This is a genomic window from Pseudomonas sp. GW821-FHT07B01 (genome assembly GCF_059419065.1).
The window spans coordinates 1-18,800 of record NZ_JBWKRA010000016.1; the positions used below are offsets into that span (position 1 = coordinate 1).

The window sequence follows — 18,800 nt, forward strand, 5'->3', positions numbered from 1 at the left end:
GGCTCCCACAGTGGAATGCATTCCAAATGTGGGAGCCGGGCTTGCCCGCTATGGCGATCGCCTTGCTTACAAAGCTTCCAAAGCCATGTTCAAGGCCAGTACGTTTACTACAGGCGGGCCTACCAGAGGGCTTTCGATGTGCTCATCCAGCAACCGCTGCAAGGTCGACACCGGCATATTTCGCGCCGCCGCCACTCGCGCCAGTTGATAGGCAATCGCCTGCGGTGGCAAGTGTGGATCAAGGCCGCTGCCGGAGGTTGTCAGCGAGGCCAGTGGCACCGGGCCCTGGCCAGGCACTGACTGTTTGCCGGCATCCTCGAATATGCGTGTCGCCAAGGCCGGATTGCTGGGCCCCAGGTTACTGGCACTGCTGGACACTGTGGCAAAAGCACCGGCTGACGGGCGTGGGTGAAACCAGCTGTCGCCGGTAAAGTCCTGGGCGATCAGGCTGGAGCCGCGCACCTTGCCGCTGGCGTCGCGCACCAGGCTGCCATTGGCTTGATCGGGGAAGGCCACTTGGGCCACGCCAGTGACTACCAGCGGGTAGGCCACGCCGGTGATCAGGGTCATGAGTACCAGCAGGCTCAGGGCTGGGCGGATGATGTTGGACATTTCAGACTCCTCAATTCAGTGGTGCGGTGGGACGCGGAGCGTCCGGGGTGGCATTCCCACGCGGAGCGTGGGAACGATCAGCGGCCAGATCAAACCAGGTGCAGCGCGGTCAGCAACATGTCGATGGCCTTGATCCCCACGAACGGCACCAACAATCCGCCCAGCCCGTAGATCAGCAGATTGCGCCGCAACAACGCCGCCGCACTCGCGGCCTGCACGCGCACGCCGCGCAGGGCCAACGGGATCAGCACCACGATAATCAGCGCGTTGAACACGATAGCCGAGAGGATCGCGCTCTGTGGGCTCTGCAAGTGCATGATGTTGAGCACGCCCAGTTGCGGGTAGATCGAGGCGAACAACGCCGGCAGGATCGCGAAGTACTTGGCCACGTCGTTGGCGATGGAAAAGGTCGTCAGCGCGCCACGGGTCACCAGCAGTTCCTTGCCGATCTGCACCACGTCCAGCAGCTTGGTCGGGTCGCTGTCGAGGTCGACCATGTTGGCGGCTTCGCGCGCGGCCTGGGTGCCGTCGTTCATCGCCATGCCGACGTCAGCCTGGGCCAGCGCCGGGGCATCGTTGGCGCCATCGCCACACATGGCAACCAGGCGTCCATCGTTCTGCTCATGGCGAATACGCGCGAGTTTCTTCTCTGGCGTGGCTTCGGCCAGCACATCGTCCACCCCCGCTTCAGCGGCAATCGCGGCGGCGGTCAGCGGGTTGTCGCCTGTGACCATCACGGTACGAATCCCCAGCTTGCGCAACTCGGCAAACCGTTCGCGGATACCGGGCTTGACCACGTCCTTGAGATGGATCGCCCCCAGCAACTTGCCATCGGCGCACACCAGCAAGGGCGTGCCGCCGCTCTGGGCGATCTTGTCGATTTCCCGCGACAGCGCAGGCAGCAGATCGCTGCGTTGCTGGCCGATAAACGCCAGTAGCGAGTCCACCGCGCCTTTACGGAACACACGGCCCTGATAGTCGACACCGGACAAACGGGTCTCGGCGCTGAAGGGCACGGCGGTCAACGCCTCCAGGCTCGGCTCGGCCTGGGGGTGCAAGGCGCGCAGGTATTCAACGATGGACTTGCCTTCCGCCGTGTCATCCGCCAGGGACGCCAGCAGCGCGCCTTCGGCCAATTCCCGGCCACTGACGCCAGGTGCGGACACCACGGCCGAGCAACGGCGGTTACCAAAGGTGATGGTGCCGGTCTTATCCAGCAGCAACACATGCACATCCCCCGCCGCTTCTACCGCGCGGCCAGACTTGGCGATCACGTTGAGACGCACCAGGCGGTCCATGCCGGCAATCCCGATGGCCGACAACAAGCCGCCAATGGTGGTGGGAATCAGCGTCACCAGCAGTGCGACCAGGAACACCAGCGGCAAGCTGCCATTGGCAAAGTGGGCGAACGGCTGCAGGGTCACGACCACCAGCAGAAAGATCAGGGTCAGTCCGATCAGCAGAATATCCAGCGCGACTTCGTTGGGGGTTTTCTGGCGTTTGGCGCCTTCCACCAGCGCGATCATACGGTCCAGGGTGGACTCGCCCGGGTTGGCGGTGATGCGGATGAGCAGCCAGTCCGACACCAGCCGCGTGTTGCCGGTGACGGCCGAACGGTCGCCGCCAGACTCGCGGATCACCGGGGCAGATTCGCCGGTAATCGCCGCTTCGTTGACCGCCGCAATCCCTTCGACGACCTCGCCGTCACCGGGGATCATTTCCCCGGCGGCAACACGTACCACATCGCCCTTGCGCAGGCTGGTGGCCGGCACCACCTTGAAGCTGCCATCGGCTTCCTGGCGTCGGGCGCTCAAGCCTTCGCTGCCAGCCTTGAGGCTGTCGGCGCGGGCCTTGCCGCGGCCTTCGGCCAGGGCTTCGGCGAAGTTGGCGAACAGCACGGTGAACCACAGCCACACCGCGATTTGCACCGCAACAAAGGTGGGCACGGTGGTATCGGGCACGAAGCACAACACGGTGGTGAGGATGGCGGTCAGTTCGACCACCAGCATCACTGGCGAGCGTTGCAGTTGGCGTGGGTCGAGCTTGACGAACGCCTGGACCAGCGCCGGACGCCACAGCGCAGAGATGGCGGTTTTGGCAGGCTCCTGGGGTTTGACCGGGGCCGCGTTTTTTGCAGGCATATTCATTTTCATATCCCTTAACTAGAAGCCCATGCTCAAGTGTTCAGCGATGGGACCCAACGCCAGCGTCGGCAGGAAAGTCAGGCCGCCCACCAGCAAAATGGTCACGGTCAACAGGGTCACAAACAGCGCACCATGGGTGGGGAAGCTGTTCTGGCCAATCGGTGCGGCTTTCTTCATCGCCAGGCTGCCGGCCAGGGCCAGTACCGGGAGAATGTAGCCGAATCGGCCGATCAACATGCCCAGGCCCAGCATCAGGTTATGGAACGGGGTGTTAGCGCCGAGGCCAGCAAACGCCGAACCGTTGTTGGCACTGGCCGAGGTGTAGGCGTACAGCAATTGGCTGAAGCCGTGGGGGCCTGGGTTACTGATGGCGCCTGCCGGGCCGGGCAAGCTGGCGGCGATGGCACTCAACACCAATACGCCGACCGGCATCACCAGCAGGGTTACCACCAGCAATTGCACTTCCTTGGCCTGGAGTTTCTTGCCCAGATATTCCGGGGTGCGGCCGATCATCAGGCCGGCGAGGAACACCGCGATCAACACGTTAAGCAACATGCCGTACATACCGGCACCGACACCGCCGAAGATCACTTCGCCGACCATCATGTTGACCAATGCCACCATCCCGCTCAGCGGGCTGAGGCTGTCCTGCATACCGTTGACCGAACCGTTGGAGGCCGCAGTAGTGGTCACCGACCACAGCACGGTACCGGTGGTGCCGAAGCGTATTTCCTTGCCTTCCAACGGTGCGGTTTGCTCCACCGCCGGGTTGTTCAGGGTTGGATTGGGCTGGTACTCGGACCACAGCGACGTCGCGCCGCCGATCAAGAACAACGCCAGCATGCACGCGAGGATCGCCCGGCTCTGGCGCAGGTCCTTGACGTAATGGCCGAAGGTAAACACCAGTGCCACCGGGATCAGAATGATCGAGGCCACTTCAAACAGGTTGGCCCAGGCTGTCGGATCTTCAAACGGATGCGCCGAGTTCACGCCGAAGAAGCCACCGCCGTTGGTGCCCAGTTGCTTGATCGCAATCTGACTGGCGGCCGGCCCCAGGGGAATCACCTGATCCACGCCTTGCAGCGTGACCGCATCAACATAGTGGGCGAAGGTTTGCGGTACGCCCTGCCACACCAGAAACAGCGCGAGCACCAGGCACAACGGCAGTAGGCCGTAGAGGGTGGCGCGGGTCATGTCGACCCAGAAGTTGCCCAGGGTCTGGGCAGATTTGCGCCCGATCCCACGGCACAAGGCGACCAGGACGGCGAGACCGGTCGCCGCACTGACGAAGTTCTGCACGGTCAGGCCGGCCATCTGGCTCAGGTAGCTGAGAGACGCCTCACCGCTGTAGTTCTGCCAGTTGGTATTGGTCATGAAACTGACGGCGGTATTAAACGCCAAGGTCCATTCCTGGCCCGGCAGGTTTTGCGGGTTCAGCGGGAGGGAGCCTTGAAACAACAGAATAGAGAACAGCAGCAGGAAGCCTGCGAGGTTGAATGCGAGCAAGGCCAGCATGTACTTCTGCCAGCTTTGTTCCTGCTGTGCGTCCACACCCGACAGGCGATAACAGGCGTTTTCCACCGGCCCCAGCACCGGGCTGAGCCAGGTGCGCTGGCCCTCCATCACCTTGTAGTAGAACCGCCCCAGGAACGGAGCCGGCACCAGTACCACGGCAAAGAAGGCGATGATCAGCCAATAGTCATAACTGTGCATAGCCCGCTCCTAGTTCCGATCCGCGCGTAACAGCGCAACCAGCAGATAAATGAACAGCGCCACGGCCAATAGCAGTGACACTCCGTCCAAAACGCTCATGGAAATTTCCCCGTCTTGCGGCGATTGCCGCGTGTGGGGGCATTGTCCGCAGGAGCGGTGTAAAGGAACGAGAGCGAGGCACCGGGTGGGGCGTAAAGATGGCGTAAAGAGTGGGTTTATGCGGGGTTTGCCGTGGCTGGGAGGGCCTCTTCGCGGGCAAGCCCGGCTCCCACAGTGAAATGCATTCCAAATGTGGGAGCCGGGCTTGCCCGCGATGGCGGCAGGTCAGACACCATCGCCCTTATCTGGTGCACACCAAGCCACATTCAAACGCCAAACCGTCCCGCAGACGACACAAGCACTGCTTTGCGACAGGGTTTCGTAGCCTGGCATAGGCACTGCAACACCTTGAATCATTCCAAACAGTTCAAGGAGCGCAGCACAATGAACACACAACTCAAACCCACCTTGGGTACCTTGCATCTATGGGGCATTGCCGTGGGGCTGGTGATCTCCGGCGAGTATTTCGGCTGGAGCTACGGTTGGGGCGTCGCCGGTACCTTGGGCTTTCTGGTGACCTCATTAATGGTCGCCGCGATGTACACCTGCTTTATCTTCAGCTTCACCGAACTGACCACTGCGATTCCCCACGCAGGAGGCCCCTTTGCCTACAGCCGTCGCGCCTTCGGTGAGAAAGGCGGCTTGATTGCCGGCTTGGCCACCTTGATCGAATTCGTCTTCGCCCCGCCCGCGATTGCCCTGGCCATTGGCGCGTACCTGAACGTGCAATTCCCGGCACTCGACCCCAAGCACGCCGCCGTCGGCGCCTATATCGTGTTCATGGGCCTGAATATCCTCGGGGTGAAACTCGCCGCCACCTTTGAGTTGGTGGTCTGCGTGCTGGCCGTCGCCGAACTGCTGGTGTTCATGGGCGTAGTCGCCCCGGCGTTCAGCTTCAGCCACTTCGCCCTCAACGGCTGGGCCGGCTCCGACACCTTCGGCGCCCCGGCGATTGCCGGGATGTTTGCCGCCATTCCCTTCGCCATCTGGTTCTTCCTCGCCATTGAAGGCGCTGCCATGGCCGCCGAAGAAGCCAAGGACCCCAAGCGCACCATTCCGAAGGCCTACATCAGCGGCATCCTCACCCTGGTGATCCTGGCCATGGGCGTGATGTTCTTCGCCGGTGGTGTGGGTGACTGGCGCACCCTCTCGAACATCAACGACCCACTGCCCCAAGCGATGAAAACCGTGGTGGGCGACAGCTCCGGCTGGTTGCACATGCTGGTATGGATTGGCCTGTTCGGCCTGGTGGCAAGCTTCCACGGCATCATCCTCGGCTACTCGCGCCAGTTCTTCGCCCTGGCCCGTGCAGGTTACCTGCCGTCTTTCCTGGCCAAACTCTCACGTTTCCAGACACCGCACCGGGCCATCCTCGCCGGCGGCGTGGTGGGCATCGCCGCCATCTACAGCGACGGCCTGATCAACCTGGGCGGCATGACCCTGACCGCCGCGATGATCACCATGGCGGTGTTCGGTGCCATCGTCATGTACATCATGAGCATGCTCAGCCTGTTCAAACTGCGTAAGACCGAGCCGTTGCTGGAACGTACTTTCCGCGCGCCGGGCTACCCCATCGTGCCAGGCATTGCGCTGGTGCTGGCGGTGGTATGCCTGGTGGCGATGGCCTGGTTCAATGCCTTGATCGGGCTGATCTTCCTGGGCTTCATGGCGGTGGGCTTCATCTACTTCCAGCTGACCGCACAAGACCGTGTCGATGCGCCGGCAGATGCGAGGTTGACCGGACAATAGCGCCTATGAGGCAGAACGGGCCTACACTGAACTACTCAGAAAGCCCGTGACTCAAAGCAGTCATTACCGTGGGAAGCTTTCCCACGGACATCTGCCTCAAGGAGAGCCTTATGCCGTGGTATGCATGGTTGATTATGGTAGTAGCGATCGGGTCGATCGTCGGTGGCCTGATGATGCTGCGTGACAGCGCCAACAAAGTCGAACTCACCGACGAACAACGCAAACGCGTGGCCGAGCGAAATGCGCAGGCGGACGCCAAGGATGCGCAAGACAGATAAAACGCGTGTAACCCGGTGGCGAGGGAGCTTGCTCCCGCTGGGCTGCGAAGCAGCCCACCCTACTCCCATTCCGCCTTGGCAATATGCAACCCATGTTGCCCCTTATAGGCCGCACGCTCCGGCTGGCTCCAGCCACTGAGCAACTCATCCTTCAGCCTATAGATCTCAACCCCTAACGGACGACAAACCGTCAACGGGTCCTGCGCCTCCGGCCCCCACATCGGCAGCGACAGATCCCCGCCAGGGCACGTCGACAGCGCACACAGCAGATCAATCTCGGCAAAGAACTCCAGGTAATCGCCCTTCTGCGCCGGACAGGCCTTCATAAAGTACATGTCATCGTGATTGAGCCCGGTGCACTGGAAAATATTCAACACGTCATGCACATCGAACTCCGTCAGCCCATGGGGCAATACCGCACGGGTCAGGTTCGAGTGGCAATGGTGATGAAAGTCCTCCCCCGTCAGCATACGGTTCACATAGGGGTCACAGCGCGTGCCCAACAAATCGTGCAAACGCCCACCGTGTTCATCAATGCCGTAGCTGGCCAGGCTGTCATCGGTAATAGTGACCAAGGGCCTTAGAAAAGGCAGGTTCGACCACAACCGATCATGGGTGCTGACATGGGCGCCTTGAAGCTGCCGAGTGCGCGCGGCCCACAAACGTTCGCGCGGGTCGTTGGCGTTCCACACATTGAAATCCCCCACTTGAGGCCCCACCGGCGTGGTCACACGAAACACATGCCCGGCCGGTACCTTCCACGCCCTTCCCGTGCGGATCGGCACCTCGAACTGTTCGATCAACGTGCGCTGGCTTTTCTGATCACGAATACGCTCATAGAACGCCGTATCCACCTGCAATGCTGAGCCTTTGCTGACCTGGTACGCGGCCGGGTAGTCTTTGTACATGGGGCATGTCCTCTATCAAGGGTGATCAAACAGGGCGAGGGAAAGGTGTTCTGAATCGTCCAGGTACAGGCTCATCGCCTCGCTGGCGGCCTGCGTTTGGTTGCGGGTTAGCAGTGTGTATATCTCATGGTCACGCTCCAGCCAGGGTGATTGGAAACGTTGCTCGTCAGGCGCGGCGCAGAACGCCAAGCGCAACTGGGCAATGACCTGGGCGAAAAACTCATCGAATAGCGGGCTGCCCATCAACGCGACGATCTGTTGGTGGAACATAAGACTGTGGGTGGCCACCGCTCGCCAGTCTTCGCGCTCCCTGGCCAGGGTGGTGGCGTCGATGGCGTTTTGCATATGTGTCGATTGAGCGTCCGTCAGCGGGCCGCTCTGGGCTATGGCCTGCAATTCCAGGGTGCGGCGGACTACGAAGAGGTCGCGTACTTCTGCTCGCTCCAGGCGCCGAACCATCACGCCCTTATTGCGGATATAGCGAGTAAGGCCCTCCTGGCCGAGACGATGCAGCGCCTCGCGAATCGTATTGCGTGATGCGTTGTAAGCCTTGACCAGATCAACCTCGACCAGCGGCATGCCTGGCAATAGCCGTCCACCGATAATGTCGGCGCGAAGCTCCAGGGCGATCTGATCGGCTAAAGACAAAGTGAGTGTCATCGTTACCTCAAGATTGTTGAACAATCACTAAGTAAGAGGTAACCACGTTTCGTGCCAATGCTGCCTGCGAATTACCAGGCGCTAGGTCCGATAAAGAAAAGGCCGGTCAATGACCGGCCTTCTGCGCTTTTATTACATCTTCAATCAATAACCAACCTGTCGCGATTCTTCTCCAGCAACGCCTTGCCGATGCCTTTTACTTCCAGTAACTCATCCACCGCGGTGAACGGGCCGTTGCTTTCGCGATAGGTGATGATTGCCTTCGCCTTGGAAGCACCAATGCCGAATAGATCGCGGCGCAGGGTCTCGGCGTCGGCGGCGTTGAGTTTGACCTTGGTGGACTGCTCGGTCTTGGTCATCTGGGTGGAGATAGGAGTTGGGGGTTCCGGCTTGATGGACGGCGCGGCGGTGGTGGCGACGGAGAGGCTGGTGAGGAAGGCGAAGATGAGGGAGGAAATGTAAAGGTTTTGCATTGGTGACGCTCCATGATATCGGTAAGAGAAAAAAGCAGCTTTTCCGAAGCTGCTTTTCTAACTTAGGTGATTGCTAGAGACTGTCAAAAACTGATAAGTAACTGGGTGTGTTTAAAAATCAGGTCATAAAATTGCACTGGGCCGATCAAACTAGAATTAGTGAGAGAATCACCCAAGCGCTGCGAATCAAATCAATGCCCCCCAACCTCTCGACAATCCCAAGAGATCGAAGAGGTTGGAGGAGAGTTAACTCTAAGCAAACAAAAACTTTTACTTATGAAGTCACCACGAACGCCTGAATTAGAGGAAAAATCAGGGATCAAGTCGTCGTTGCTGATATATCCAATCGACGATTTCACCGTCAGGAGAGTAACCACTGACCGTTTCACGTAGAAGCTGACGTACGCGGCTGTAATCGTCCTTCTCAACAGCATTAAGCAATTCTGTCAGACGTGCCTTCAATATGTCCCAAGACAAATAGTCCTCACTAGCACTCATAATCATCGGGTGCGACGTCATTACAACATTGTCACCAATTAAAAGTTCTTCATAGAGCTTCTCGCCCGGTCGCAGCCCAGTAAACTCGATGGAGATATCACCTTGAGGGGCCTTCTCAGAACGAATACTCAGACCCGATAAATGAACCATTTTTTCTGCCAGCTCAACGATCTTCACTGGCTCGCCCATATCCAGAACAAATACGTCCCCGCCCTGTCCCATTGAGCCGGCCTGGATAACCAATTGAGCGGCTTCGGGAATACTCATGAAATAACGAGTGATTTTTGGATGTGTAACTGTTATTGGTCCACCCGACTTGATTTGCTTGTGAAACAACGGAATCACTGACCCGGAAGAACCCAAAACGTTCCCAAACCGCACCATTGTAAAGCGGGTTTTATTAATATAGGAAACATTGGCTTTATCACCAAACAAGACCGGAGCCATCTCCTTGCTCAATGCCTGCAGCGTCATTTCAGCAAGACGCTTGGTACTCCCCATTACATTGGTTGGACGCACAGCCTTATCAGTAGAAATAAGCACAAAATTCGCTACTTTCGCTCTTAAAGCCGCCTGCGCAGTGCTCAATGTGCCTATCAGATTATTCATTACGCCTTCAGCAATATTGTGCTCAACCATAGGTACATGCTTATAGGCTGCTGCATGATATACCGTATCAACATGCCAAGTATTCATGACATCCAAGAGTTTTTCCTGATTACGGACAGACCCTAGGATAGGTAATAATCTTACAGTCAAAGACTCGCGCAAAACCCGCTGTTCCAACTCTTGCAAAATGCTGTAGAGATTGAACTCACTATGTTCATAAAGCAGTAATGTTGTCGGCTGAAGAGCAAGAATTTGTCGACAGAGTTCCGATCCTATTGAACCGCCGGCCCCGGTTATAAGGACCGACTTCCCCTTGATACAATGTTCCAACAAATCATCTTGCGGGGGCACGGAGTCTCGACCCAGCAAGTCGGCAATATCAACTTCCTGAATATCATCAACCTTCACTCGCCCACTGGCCAGATCCATAAAGCCAGGTACGCTTTGTACGTGAAGGGAAAAACCCTCAAGAAAACTCAATATTTCTCGGCGGCGCCCACGATTGGCAGAAGGGATTGCAAGAAGTATTTGCTGAGCGCCAGTCATATCAACCATCTGTTGGATATGCTTGGGTTTATAAACATGCAGCCCCGAAATGACCCGATCAGCAATACTGCTATCATCATCAATAAACGCGACAGGACGCATGAGTCTACCCATTCGTAAGGCCGCAACCAATTGATTACCCGCTGCGCCAGCCCCATAAATAGCCACCCTCGGTAATCCATCGTCTCGGCTAGTGAACGGAACATGCTGTGCAGCAGCGAACCAATCGCCTAGAAAATATTGACGCATCGCAAGACGTAGGCCGCCAATCATAATCATGCTCAATCCCCAGTAATTGAAGATGACCGAGCGCGGAACGAAGGCTTGTTGATTGTTGTTCCAATAAACTATCAGAGCGAGAATTAATGCTGACAAACTCACAGCTTTAATAATAGCAATTAATGCGTCGTTGCCGAAGTAGCGCATTACCGCGCGGTACATGCCAAAACGCACAAACAGAGGAATAGCAACGATTGTGGCGCTCAAGAACAACCAAAGGTACTCCTTGAACGGATTGATCAACTCATCAACCCCTAAGCGAACAACAAAGGCCATCCACAGAGCAAACCAGACGAGAAAAACGTCGGTCACTACTTGAAAGGCGCGTTTTTGCCGTCGCGTCAGCCCCAATAAAAAGACTCTTAACTTATCCATAACACCCTGAAACACCTCTGCTACTCCTAAGATCACACCTGCGCCTTGTTGGGTAACGGCAAGAAAACTTTTGAAGGATTCTCGTTGACCAAGACGTTAAGAAAATCCTTAAGCATTGGAAAAACACACGCCACCCATGTACTAACCGATTACTCCTCGGTAGCTAGCTGCATGACCGCTTTTAGGACCGAACATGTTTTTTCAACTTCAGACCGCGTCAGCGTTGGATGCACAAGAAACATCATACTCGTTTCGCCGAGTTCCCTCGCCACCGGCAACCGGCTCGCTGGCCGCCAGCCAGTATTGTCAAACGCCTTCTCGAGATAGACCTCGGAGCAGGACCCAGAAAATACCGGAACTTCTCGTGCCGAAATCTCCGCCAGAATACGATCACGATCCCACCCGGCCTTGAGTGCCTGAGGCTCGACAAACACGTAGCACTTATACGCCGCGTGAACACTACCCTCAGGCGCGATTGGCACACGCAAACCCTTGAGTTGGCTGGCGCACTCCCATATCTGACCCGCATTCGCAAGCCGACTGGCTTGCCAATCTGTCATGCGTTTGAGTTGAATCCGACCGATTACGGCCTGAACCTCTAGCATTCTCCAGTTCGTACCGAAGCTTTCGTGCAACCAGCGAAAGCCAGGGGGATGGTCACGTTCATAGACTGCCTCCCAGCTTTTGCCATGATCCTTGAACGACCACATATCCGACCAGAGCTTACGATCGTTGGTTGTGACCATTCCGCCCTCTCCGCCTGTCGTCATGATCTTGTCCTGACAAAAGGACCAGGCTGCGATGTGGCCAATTGACCCCACTGGGCGCCCCTTATAACGAGCACCATGAGCTTGAGCACAATCTTCGATCACTTTAAGATCGAACTCCTCGGCCAAAGCCATGATCGGATCCATGTCACAAGGCCAGCCGGCCAAATGCACACAGATTAGGGCTCGGGTGCGAGGAGTCAGCACAGCGCGGATAGTCTGCGCGCTGAAGTTCTGAGAATCGCGATCCACATCAGCGAAAACCGGAACAGCCCCGGCATTTACAATGCTTGAAACAGAAGCAAGAAAAGTGCGTGAGGTGACAATTACTTCATCGCCGGCACCAATGCCCAAGGCCTTCAAGGCAAGGTCCAGGGCAACCGTTCCGTTGGCCAGCCCGATGGCGAATTCGGTTCCCGCCCATGCCGCGAACTCCTTTTCAAACTCACGCCCCTGTGTACCGGTCCAGTAGTTAACCTTATTGGACAGAACCACATCACGTACGGCATCAGCCTCTTCTTCAGTAAAAGAAGGCCAAGGAGAAAATGGTGAATTCAACACAACCAGTACCCGTCAGTTTTCATTCGAAAATATGAAAGACTCGTCAACATGAGCCCCGTTGCAATTCGCTTGACACGTTGTTCGCGCAGCGACGACTTTTCAAGAACCGTGCAATAACCTGGCCGGTACTCCGGCGACTGTAACCTCGTCTGGCACGTCTCTGACTACTACGGCTCCAGCGCCAACCATGACCTTTGAACCGATGCTCACAAGTTGTCGTACGCAGGCGCCTATGCCTATCCAGCTCATATCCTGAACGCAGACGCCCCCTGCAAGCCGGGCGCCGGGGCTGATGTGCACACACGACCCCAATAGACAATCGTGGTCAACACTGCAGCCCGTATTGAGAATAGCGCCACTGCCAACTCGCGCATCGGCATTCACAACCGCTCCAGCAAAAATCACCGATCCCTCACCAACCGTGGCATACCGGCTGACTGTTGAACCCGGATGGCGCAGCGTAACCAGTTTAGCGCCCGCCGCCTTTAGTTGGCACAGTTTTGCTTGGCGGACCCGATTGTTGCCGATCGCCACCAGCACTCCGTCATATTCATGCACAGCGGCCATCAGCCTCTCGGTGTTGCCTACGACATTCCAGGCACCATTTCGAACCAAGCCAGGCCACGCGTCATCGAAGAACTCAATGATGTCCCATCCACAGCATTCGGCTGTATCCGCGACGACTTTGCCATGGCCGCTTGCACCTAATACCGCAAGGCGGCTCATGACTTGGAGCCCGTAAACTTCGATGCTGTAGCTTCGCCCTCGGCACTGATACCGTCACGTACCAGAACTTTCTTGATCGTCAGGAAAATGACCTTAATATCCAGCCAAAAAGACTGATTATCAACGTACCAAGTATCCAGCTTGAACTTTTCTTCCCATTCGATTGCATTGCGCCCGTTGACTTGCGCCCAACCACTCACGCCCGGGCGCACCTCATGACGACGGTATTGCTCCGCGTTGTAGAGAGGCAGATATTCCATAAGCAGCGGACGAGGGCCCACAAGACTCATATCGCCTTTAACCACATTCCACAACTCGGGCAATTCATCCAGGCTACTGGACCGCAGGAAACTCCCAAAGACTGTCATGCGTTGTGAATCTGGTAAAGGTTCGCCGTTCGCATCATGAGCATCTCGCATCGTGCGGAACTTGATCATTTCGAACGGTTTGCCATGACGTCCTGGACGTACCTGACGAAACAGAACGGGAGATCCCAGTTTCTTGCGGATGTTCCAGGCAATTACTGCTATGACCGGGGAAAGCAGAATTAGTCCAAGCAAGGACGCAAATAAATCAAACCCACGCTTGATCATCTGGCAACACCCTCCAGCCAATCCACAAATCGATCGGCCAACTTGCGTCGATCAAACTCTCTGACCGCCAATTCTCTGCCGCGTGCGCCCTTTTCCAGCAGGTCGTCACGATCATCCGCCGCCTGTATCAAAGCATCTGCAAAAAGCGCAGCATCGTCAGGAGGTACGACAAAACCGCAGTTTTCCTTGGCGATCATCTCAGCAAGCCAACCAGGATAGTTATTTAAAACAGGTAACCCCGAAGCGATATAGTCGAAAAACTTGTTAGGCGACGTACCGTAGTAAAAGGCTGGTACGTTTGCCAATATTTGCAGGCCCAGATCTGCGCTGGCCATCAAACCTGACAACCGGGCCTTGTTCACCGGGTCGTGAAATATCACATTGTCCAAGTGTTCTTGCGCTGCGCGTTTTTGAAGCGCGGGTTTGAGCTTGCCCTGCCCGATCAAAACAAGCCGGATATCATCGCGCTTTCGCAGTTTCAGTTCTCGAGCCGCATCCAGTACCGCATCCAGGTTGTTAGCCACCCCGTGAGTGCCGGCAAAAACCGCAACCAGATGACTTTTATCCACGCCAGCCGGCAACCATGGCTCAGCATGCGTGTTGAAAATATCAAGGTCACAACCGTTTGGAATCATTTCGATTCGATCATGTGCTACACCGCGGTGCGCAATACCTTTCACAATACCGGGCGACAAGCCAATGAGACGGTGAGCCGAACGATAACTCGCCCACTCAAGGAAAGACATGGCAGCAAGGATCACTGGATTACGAATGACGCCCATCGCTTTCGGCAGCTCGGGCCAGAGATCCCGAACCTCGAATATAAAAGGCTTATTGCGAAACCACCGGGCGAATATTCCGGGGATACCAGCTGTCAATGGCGTAGTGGTCGCAAAAACCAGGTCGTAACGCTCGGTTAACGCAATACCGATACTGCGCACGGCAAACTTCAAAAAGCTCAGCGCTCGGACAAACAGGCCATCGCTGTTGGAGTACGCCAAGTCAAATTCGATGATCTCGATACCATCGACCATACCTTGGCGTTTTCCACCAACGAAAGGGCTTTCCAGCCCGGTTTGGCCACCACCATAGCTGCCACAGACCATTGTCACCTGGTGCCCCCTGGCAACCAGACGACAAGCCATCTCATAAGACCGAATACCGGTCGCTCCTTTCGGAGTCGAAAAATGCTGATGAAAATAAAGGACTTTCATGTCTACCAGTGATACTCCGTAGTCAAAACGCCCGCCGAAGTCACCTCAACCTCTAGCACCGGCACTTCAGTTTTTTGTAAGTAGTAACGAGACTCCCAACCCTGGACGAGCTCTCGACGAACGATAGGCATGCTGCCAATGACCGATATTCGATGCGAGCCGTTGGTCAGAACGTCGCCTTCAAGCCGCCAGTCCCCCGGCTGCAAGCGCCATCGTAGAACTGCACGATCCTTGAACCCGGTAAATTCATCTCTGACCTGCAAGCCGGCATCCGTCAGACGGACGTGCCGCTCGTGACGGACTCCGCTACCATCGACATACGTGGCGCCGCATGAGCTGTCGGCAACCTGGTCAACCAGGCTTTCGACCTCTCGCGTTCGCAGCCATTCCCCAAAAAGAAACCGGCTGAGTCTGGGCATCTGGTCTCGCCCATCAAATTGAAGCGTGTTGTGGCTGGCGGTTCCAGGAAAATAACTCAACCACTGCGCTGAGGTGTTGTAGCTGAAAGTACCTGCGTCCCGGAGCAAGTTAATACCTGCACGCCATAGATCCACATGCAGGGCATCTGCCTGGCTGGGCCGAAATCGGAATCGCGGATAGCGCAATACGGCGTAGGTCCGCTCACGCCGTAACAATGCATAACCACCATGATCAAACAGTTGACTAGCTGGCCGTGCCGCTACAGACGATGGACTCGGCAGCAGTAGCCAGCGCAGTGGCAGATCCCACTCACCTGCAGCTTCGTAGGCTCTCTTTCCGGCAAACAACGCCATGGACAACTGGACGGCAGGCCTGAAATCGCGATAGTCCGTATCCGTCAGTGGGAGCAGTCGGGCGCCATCATTTGCGCCAATGTTCGGCGCATCACCCGTATGCTCGTCGACTAACGAAAATAACCAATGCGCGGCTGCGCGAGCCCTGAGCTGGAAGGTGGCAGAGAACGCCGGGAGCGCCAGTTTTTTTCTCCAGACTTCAACCATGGAAAACGTGTCGAGCATCACTCGGTGATAATTGACGGAGTACTGGCTGAAGCTGCCGTCTTGCTCAATCAACCGAGCGGCACGATTTTCAAGCCATCTGCGCCCCAAACGCTGCCAGCGTTCGCCCTCAGGGCGACCACTTAACGTCAACCAACTGCCGCCGACAAAAAGCGCAGCTGCCTCCGAAGTCCCGTGGTTATTATCCTGAGCCATCGCATAGCTCAGCGTCGGCTCTATACGCTGGAGATGCAGCAGAACGAGGTCCACGAGACCTGGCAATGGGCTGGCAAACTGTTCGAGAATGACCGAACTCATTGCCAAGTGCAGGACTCGAATGGACGCCTCCTGGCCGCACTTCCAGTTAGGACCGCAATAGGGAGGATTATTGAAGCACCAATCCGCCAGCCAAGCGTTTAACTGTACAGTTCCCGCAGAGCCGCCAACACAGGACTTCTGGGCAAAGGTCAACGCCCAGTCAAAGCGCGACGCTTCCCAGATATTCTTTATATCACCGACAGCGGCATCAAAATCAGGAATCCGCCACCATTCCCGTCCAGGATCAGGCACTCGAACTCCATTCAGAGGATTCAAATGCCAATCAGGAGGTGCATCAGATATAGGGCATTCCCATGCCCCGAAATATCGGACCTGGGAATCCCATTGGGATGCACACGGTAACGAGGCGGCCTGCCTAGCACTTTCCGCAAAAAACGGTCCCTGGGGAACTTCAGCCCGAAGGCGTCGGACCGGGTTCAAGCCCGTCTTGACCCCAAGCCGGTAGCCCAATGCACGCGCCAGATTGCCAAAACCGAGAGCTAGCGCAGTTTTGGCCTTAACAAGAAGAAGGCTCATTGCTCGCGCAGAATCCGGGCAACTTCAATGCTCACGCGTGCCACTTCGAATATTTCATCAGAGGTGATCGGCGTGACAGTCCCATTTTCCACCGCGGCCAGGAAAGCCGCAGCACACTCGCTTTGCCCCTTGTTCTGCTTCCAGAGATTCAGCTTGCTGAAGCCAGGCCAACCGAAACCTTTCAACTTGCGGAAGTTATCCAATTGCAGGACACGTCCAGCAGCGAAGACTTCAACCCGCTCTTTTGGAAAGCTTGAAGCGCCATTGGCCAGATAGTGGATTGTGCCGAAAGAGCCATCCTCAAACCCGAGGGTAATTGCCGCTTTATCTTCAGTAATGGCTACAGCAGGCGTATCCCCCATTTTACGGGCCTGGATCGAAACAATTTTGCTACCTGCCAGAAAGCGCATCAGATCAATGAAATGACACGCTTCGCCAATAATACGGCCACCGCCGACTGAGGGGTCCTGGGTCCAGTGATTCGAGGGAATCGCTCCGGCATTCATCGTCATGATGAAAGACTTAGGCTCTTTGACAGCCGCAAGCAACGCCTTCATCTTTTGTACCTGAGGCGAAAAACGTCGATTGAACCCAACCATCAAATGTGGCTTGAGCCCTTTTTCAACGGCATTTCGATAGGCTTCTTCAACCGTCACCAGATCCTGGGCTTCAATTGCCAAAGGCTTTTCGACGAAGACATGTTTACCTGCCTCCAACGCCTGGCTGACAAAATGAGCATGGCTGTCGTGACGAGTGACAATTGCGACGGTGTTGATCGTACGCTCGCCAAGCATCGCATTGATATCAGTCGAGGCCTGTGCAAATCCTGCCTTGCTACCGTGAATGACACCATTGATACCGCCGGCAGTAACAATCGTATGGAACTGAGCACCTGCGGCCTTAAATGCCGGTATCAGCATTCTTGATGCATAGTTTCCTGCGCCAATGAAGCCAACAACAGGTTTGACGGGGTCGAAACTGGCCGCCGCACCGGGTGCCAGTACGACTTCCTTGATGTTTCGCTCGGTATCTTGGGAGGTGTATTGAAGAATGATGCCCAGCGCCGAGTTATCCGTCGTAAGCGTCTGATAGGCATCCGCTGCTTCTTCGAATGCAACCCGATGGGAGATCAACGAGTTAACTTCCAACTGGCCGCTGGCGAGCATATCCAGGACGGCTTCGAAGTTGCGCTGTTCAGTCCAACGGACAAAACCTATCGGGAAGTCGTTGCCTTGGTCTTCGTAACTTGGATCATAGCGCCCGGGCCCGTAAGAACATGAAACCTGAAATGTCAGTTCCTTTTCATAGAAGTCAGCTCGACTCAACTCAAGCCCGGTTACCCCGACCAGAACAATACGCCCCCGTTTGCGACACATATGTGCCGCTTGGGTGACAGGATCGGAAGACTTGGTAGATGCCGTGATAATGACGCCATCCACCCCTCTTCCGCGGCTGAACGTCATCCCCGCAGAAACAACATCCTCTCCCTTGCCGGGATTGCAGGTTTCGGCACCATAACTGCGAGCCAAAGCCAGCTTTTGTTCATCGAAGTCAATGGCAAGTACCCGACAGCCTTGAGCCCGCAGGAGTTGAACCGTCATCAATCCGATCAGACCAACGCCGGTGACTACGAAGGTTTCCCCCAGTGTCGGTTGAGCGAGCCGGATACCCTGCAAGCCAATACTGGCCAACACCGTAAACGAGGCGGCTTCATCGCTCACCGAGTCCGGAATCAAGGCACACAGATTCTTGGGAACAACAACGATATCGGCATGAGGACCATTGGAAACAACACGGTCGCCGGGCTTGAAGCCGGTCACATCCTTCCCGACGGCACCCACGACACCTACATTGCAATATCCAAGGGGCAACGGTTGTGCAAGCTTGGAGCGAACGGCTTCGACGGTTGTCGCCAAGCCATCGGTCTGAACCTTTTGCAGAACCATACGAACCTTGTCAGGTTGCTGGCGAGCTTTTTCCAACCAGTTGGCCCGCCCAAACCCTACCAGCATGCGTTCCGTGCCGGCAGAAATCAGCGTATTGGTTGTATTGATCTTTAGCGCGCCACTGCGAACAGCGGGAGCCGGCGCGTTAACCAATGACGTCTCACCGCTAGCCATGTTCTGAACAACCTGCTTCATGCATTCACACCAATAAAGTTAAA

General features: G+C 56.3%; 16 protein-coding genes. 2 read left to right on the forward strand and 14 right to left on the reverse strand.

Going from position 1 to position 18,800, the window contains the following annotated elements:
- Positions 1 to 66: 66 nt before the first annotated feature.
- From kdpC to kdpF, 4 genes are all read right to left on the reverse strand, one after another.
- The gene (gene kdpC / locus AC07S6_RS18030; protein WP_057975733.1) at positions 67 to 612 is read right to left on the reverse strand and encodes a potassium-transporting ATPase subunit KdpC; all 546 of its coding nucleotides are present in this window, start codon (positions 610 to 612) and stop codon (positions 67 to 69) included.
- Positions 613 to 701: 89 nt separating this feature from the next.
- The gene (gene kdpB, locus AC07S6_RS18035) at positions 702 to 2,759 is read right to left on the reverse strand and encodes a potassium-transporting ATPase subunit KdpB (RefSeq protein ID WP_020302492.1); all 2,058 of its coding nucleotides are present in this window, start codon (positions 2,757 to 2,759) and stop codon (positions 702 to 704) included.
- A 15-nt stretch (positions 2,760 to 2,774) separates the two neighbouring features.
- Positions 2,775 to 4,469, reverse strand: coding sequence for a potassium-transporting ATPase subunit KdpA (gene kdpA, locus AC07S6_RS18040; RefSeq protein WP_495112726.1), 1,695 nt, complete (start codon positions 4,467 to 4,469; stop codon positions 2,775 to 2,777).
- Positions 4,470 to 4,478: 9 nt separating this feature from the next.
- Positions 4,479 to 4,568 (reverse strand): K(+)-transporting ATPase subunit F, encoded by a 90-nt coding sequence (gene kdpF, locus AC07S6_RS18045; RefSeq protein WP_003218754.1) that lies wholly within the window; start codon positions 4,566 to 4,568, stop codon positions 4,479 to 4,481.
- A 384-nt stretch (positions 4,569 to 4,952) separates the two neighbouring features.
- Between kdpF and eat the strand changes: the two genes are divergently transcribed.
- Together eat and AC07S6_RS18055 are read left to right on the forward strand one after the other, a co-directional pair.
- Positions 4,953 to 6,317, forward strand: coding sequence for an ethanolamine permease (eat, locus tag AC07S6_RS18050; protein ID WP_495112727.1), 1,365 nt, complete (start codon positions 4,953 to 4,955; stop codon positions 6,315 to 6,317).
- Positions 6,318 to 6,427: 110 nt separating this feature from the next.
- Positions 6,428 to 6,595, forward strand: a complete 168-nt coding sequence (locus AC07S6_RS18055) for a DUF2897 family protein (protein ID WP_003172675.1) — start codon at positions 6,428 to 6,430, stop codon at positions 6,593 to 6,595.
- 59 nt (positions 6,596 to 6,654) lie between these two features.
- Here AC07S6_RS18055 and AC07S6_RS18060 read toward each other — a convergent pair whose 3' ends face one another.
- The 10 genes from AC07S6_RS18060 to AC07S6_RS18105 form a co-directional block, all read right to left on the reverse strand.
- Positions 6,655 to 7,503, reverse strand: a complete 849-nt coding sequence (locus tag AC07S6_RS18060; protein WP_495112728.1) for an urea carboxylase-associated family protein — start codon at positions 7,501 to 7,503, stop codon at positions 6,655 to 6,657.
- Between the two features lie 15 nt (positions 7,504 to 7,518).
- The gene (locus AC07S6_RS18065; protein WP_495112729.1) at positions 7,519 to 8,163 is read right to left on the reverse strand and encodes a GntR family transcriptional regulator; all 645 of its coding nucleotides are present in this window, start codon (positions 8,161 to 8,163) and stop codon (positions 7,519 to 7,521) included.
- 140 nt (positions 8,164 to 8,303) lie between these two features.
- Positions 8,304 to 8,636 carry a ComEA family DNA-binding protein gene (locus tag AC07S6_RS18070; RefSeq protein WP_127882132.1) on the reverse strand — a complete coding sequence of 111 codons (333 nt, stop codon included), beginning with the start codon at positions 8,634 to 8,636 and terminating at the stop codon, positions 8,304 to 8,306.
- A gap of 312 nt (positions 8,637 to 8,948) precedes the next feature.
- Positions 8,949 to 10,943 (reverse strand): polysaccharide biosynthesis protein, encoded by a 1,995-nt coding sequence (locus AC07S6_RS18075; protein WP_127882143.1) that lies wholly within the window; start codon positions 10,941 to 10,943, stop codon positions 8,949 to 8,951.
- A gap of 149 nt (positions 10,944 to 11,092) precedes the next feature.
- Complete coding sequence (locus AC07S6_RS18080) at positions 11,093 to 12,271, reverse strand: DegT/DnrJ/EryC1/StrS family aminotransferase (RefSeq protein WP_495112730.1); 1,179 nt, start codon at positions 12,269 to 12,271, stop codon at positions 11,093 to 11,095.
- Positions 12,272 to 12,370: 99 nt separating this feature from the next.
- Positions 12,371 to 12,997, reverse strand: coding sequence for an acetyltransferase (locus AC07S6_RS18085; protein ID WP_248130582.1), 627 nt, complete (start codon positions 12,995 to 12,997; stop codon positions 12,371 to 12,373).
- Positions 12,994 to 13,590: a sugar transferase gene (locus AC07S6_RS18090; RefSeq protein ID WP_034126702.1), complete on the reverse strand. Its 597-nt coding sequence runs from the start codon at positions 13,588 to 13,590 to the stop codon at positions 12,994 to 12,996. The genes AC07S6_RS18085 and AC07S6_RS18090 overlap by 4 nt, the downstream gene beginning before the upstream one ends.
- The gene (locus AC07S6_RS18095; protein WP_495112731.1) at positions 13,587 to 14,804 is read right to left on the reverse strand and encodes a glycosyltransferase family 4 protein; all 1,218 of its coding nucleotides are present in this window, start codon (positions 14,802 to 14,804) and stop codon (positions 13,587 to 13,589) included. Before AC07S6_RS18095 ends, AC07S6_RS18090 begins: the two co-directional genes overlap by 4 nt.
- Positions 14,805 to 14,806: 2 nt before the next feature.
- Complete coding sequence (locus AC07S6_RS18100) at positions 14,807 to 16,351, reverse strand: heparinase II/III family protein (protein WP_495112732.1); 1,545 nt, start codon at positions 16,349 to 16,351, stop codon at positions 14,807 to 14,809.
- 281 nt (positions 16,352 to 16,632) lie between these two features.
- A complete protein-coding gene (locus AC07S6_RS18105) occupies positions 16,633 to 18,777 on the reverse strand; it encodes a bi-domain-containing oxidoreductase (RefSeq protein ID WP_495112733.1) in 2,145 nt (714 codons plus the stop codon).
- Positions 18,778 to 18,800: the final 23 nt, after the last annotated feature.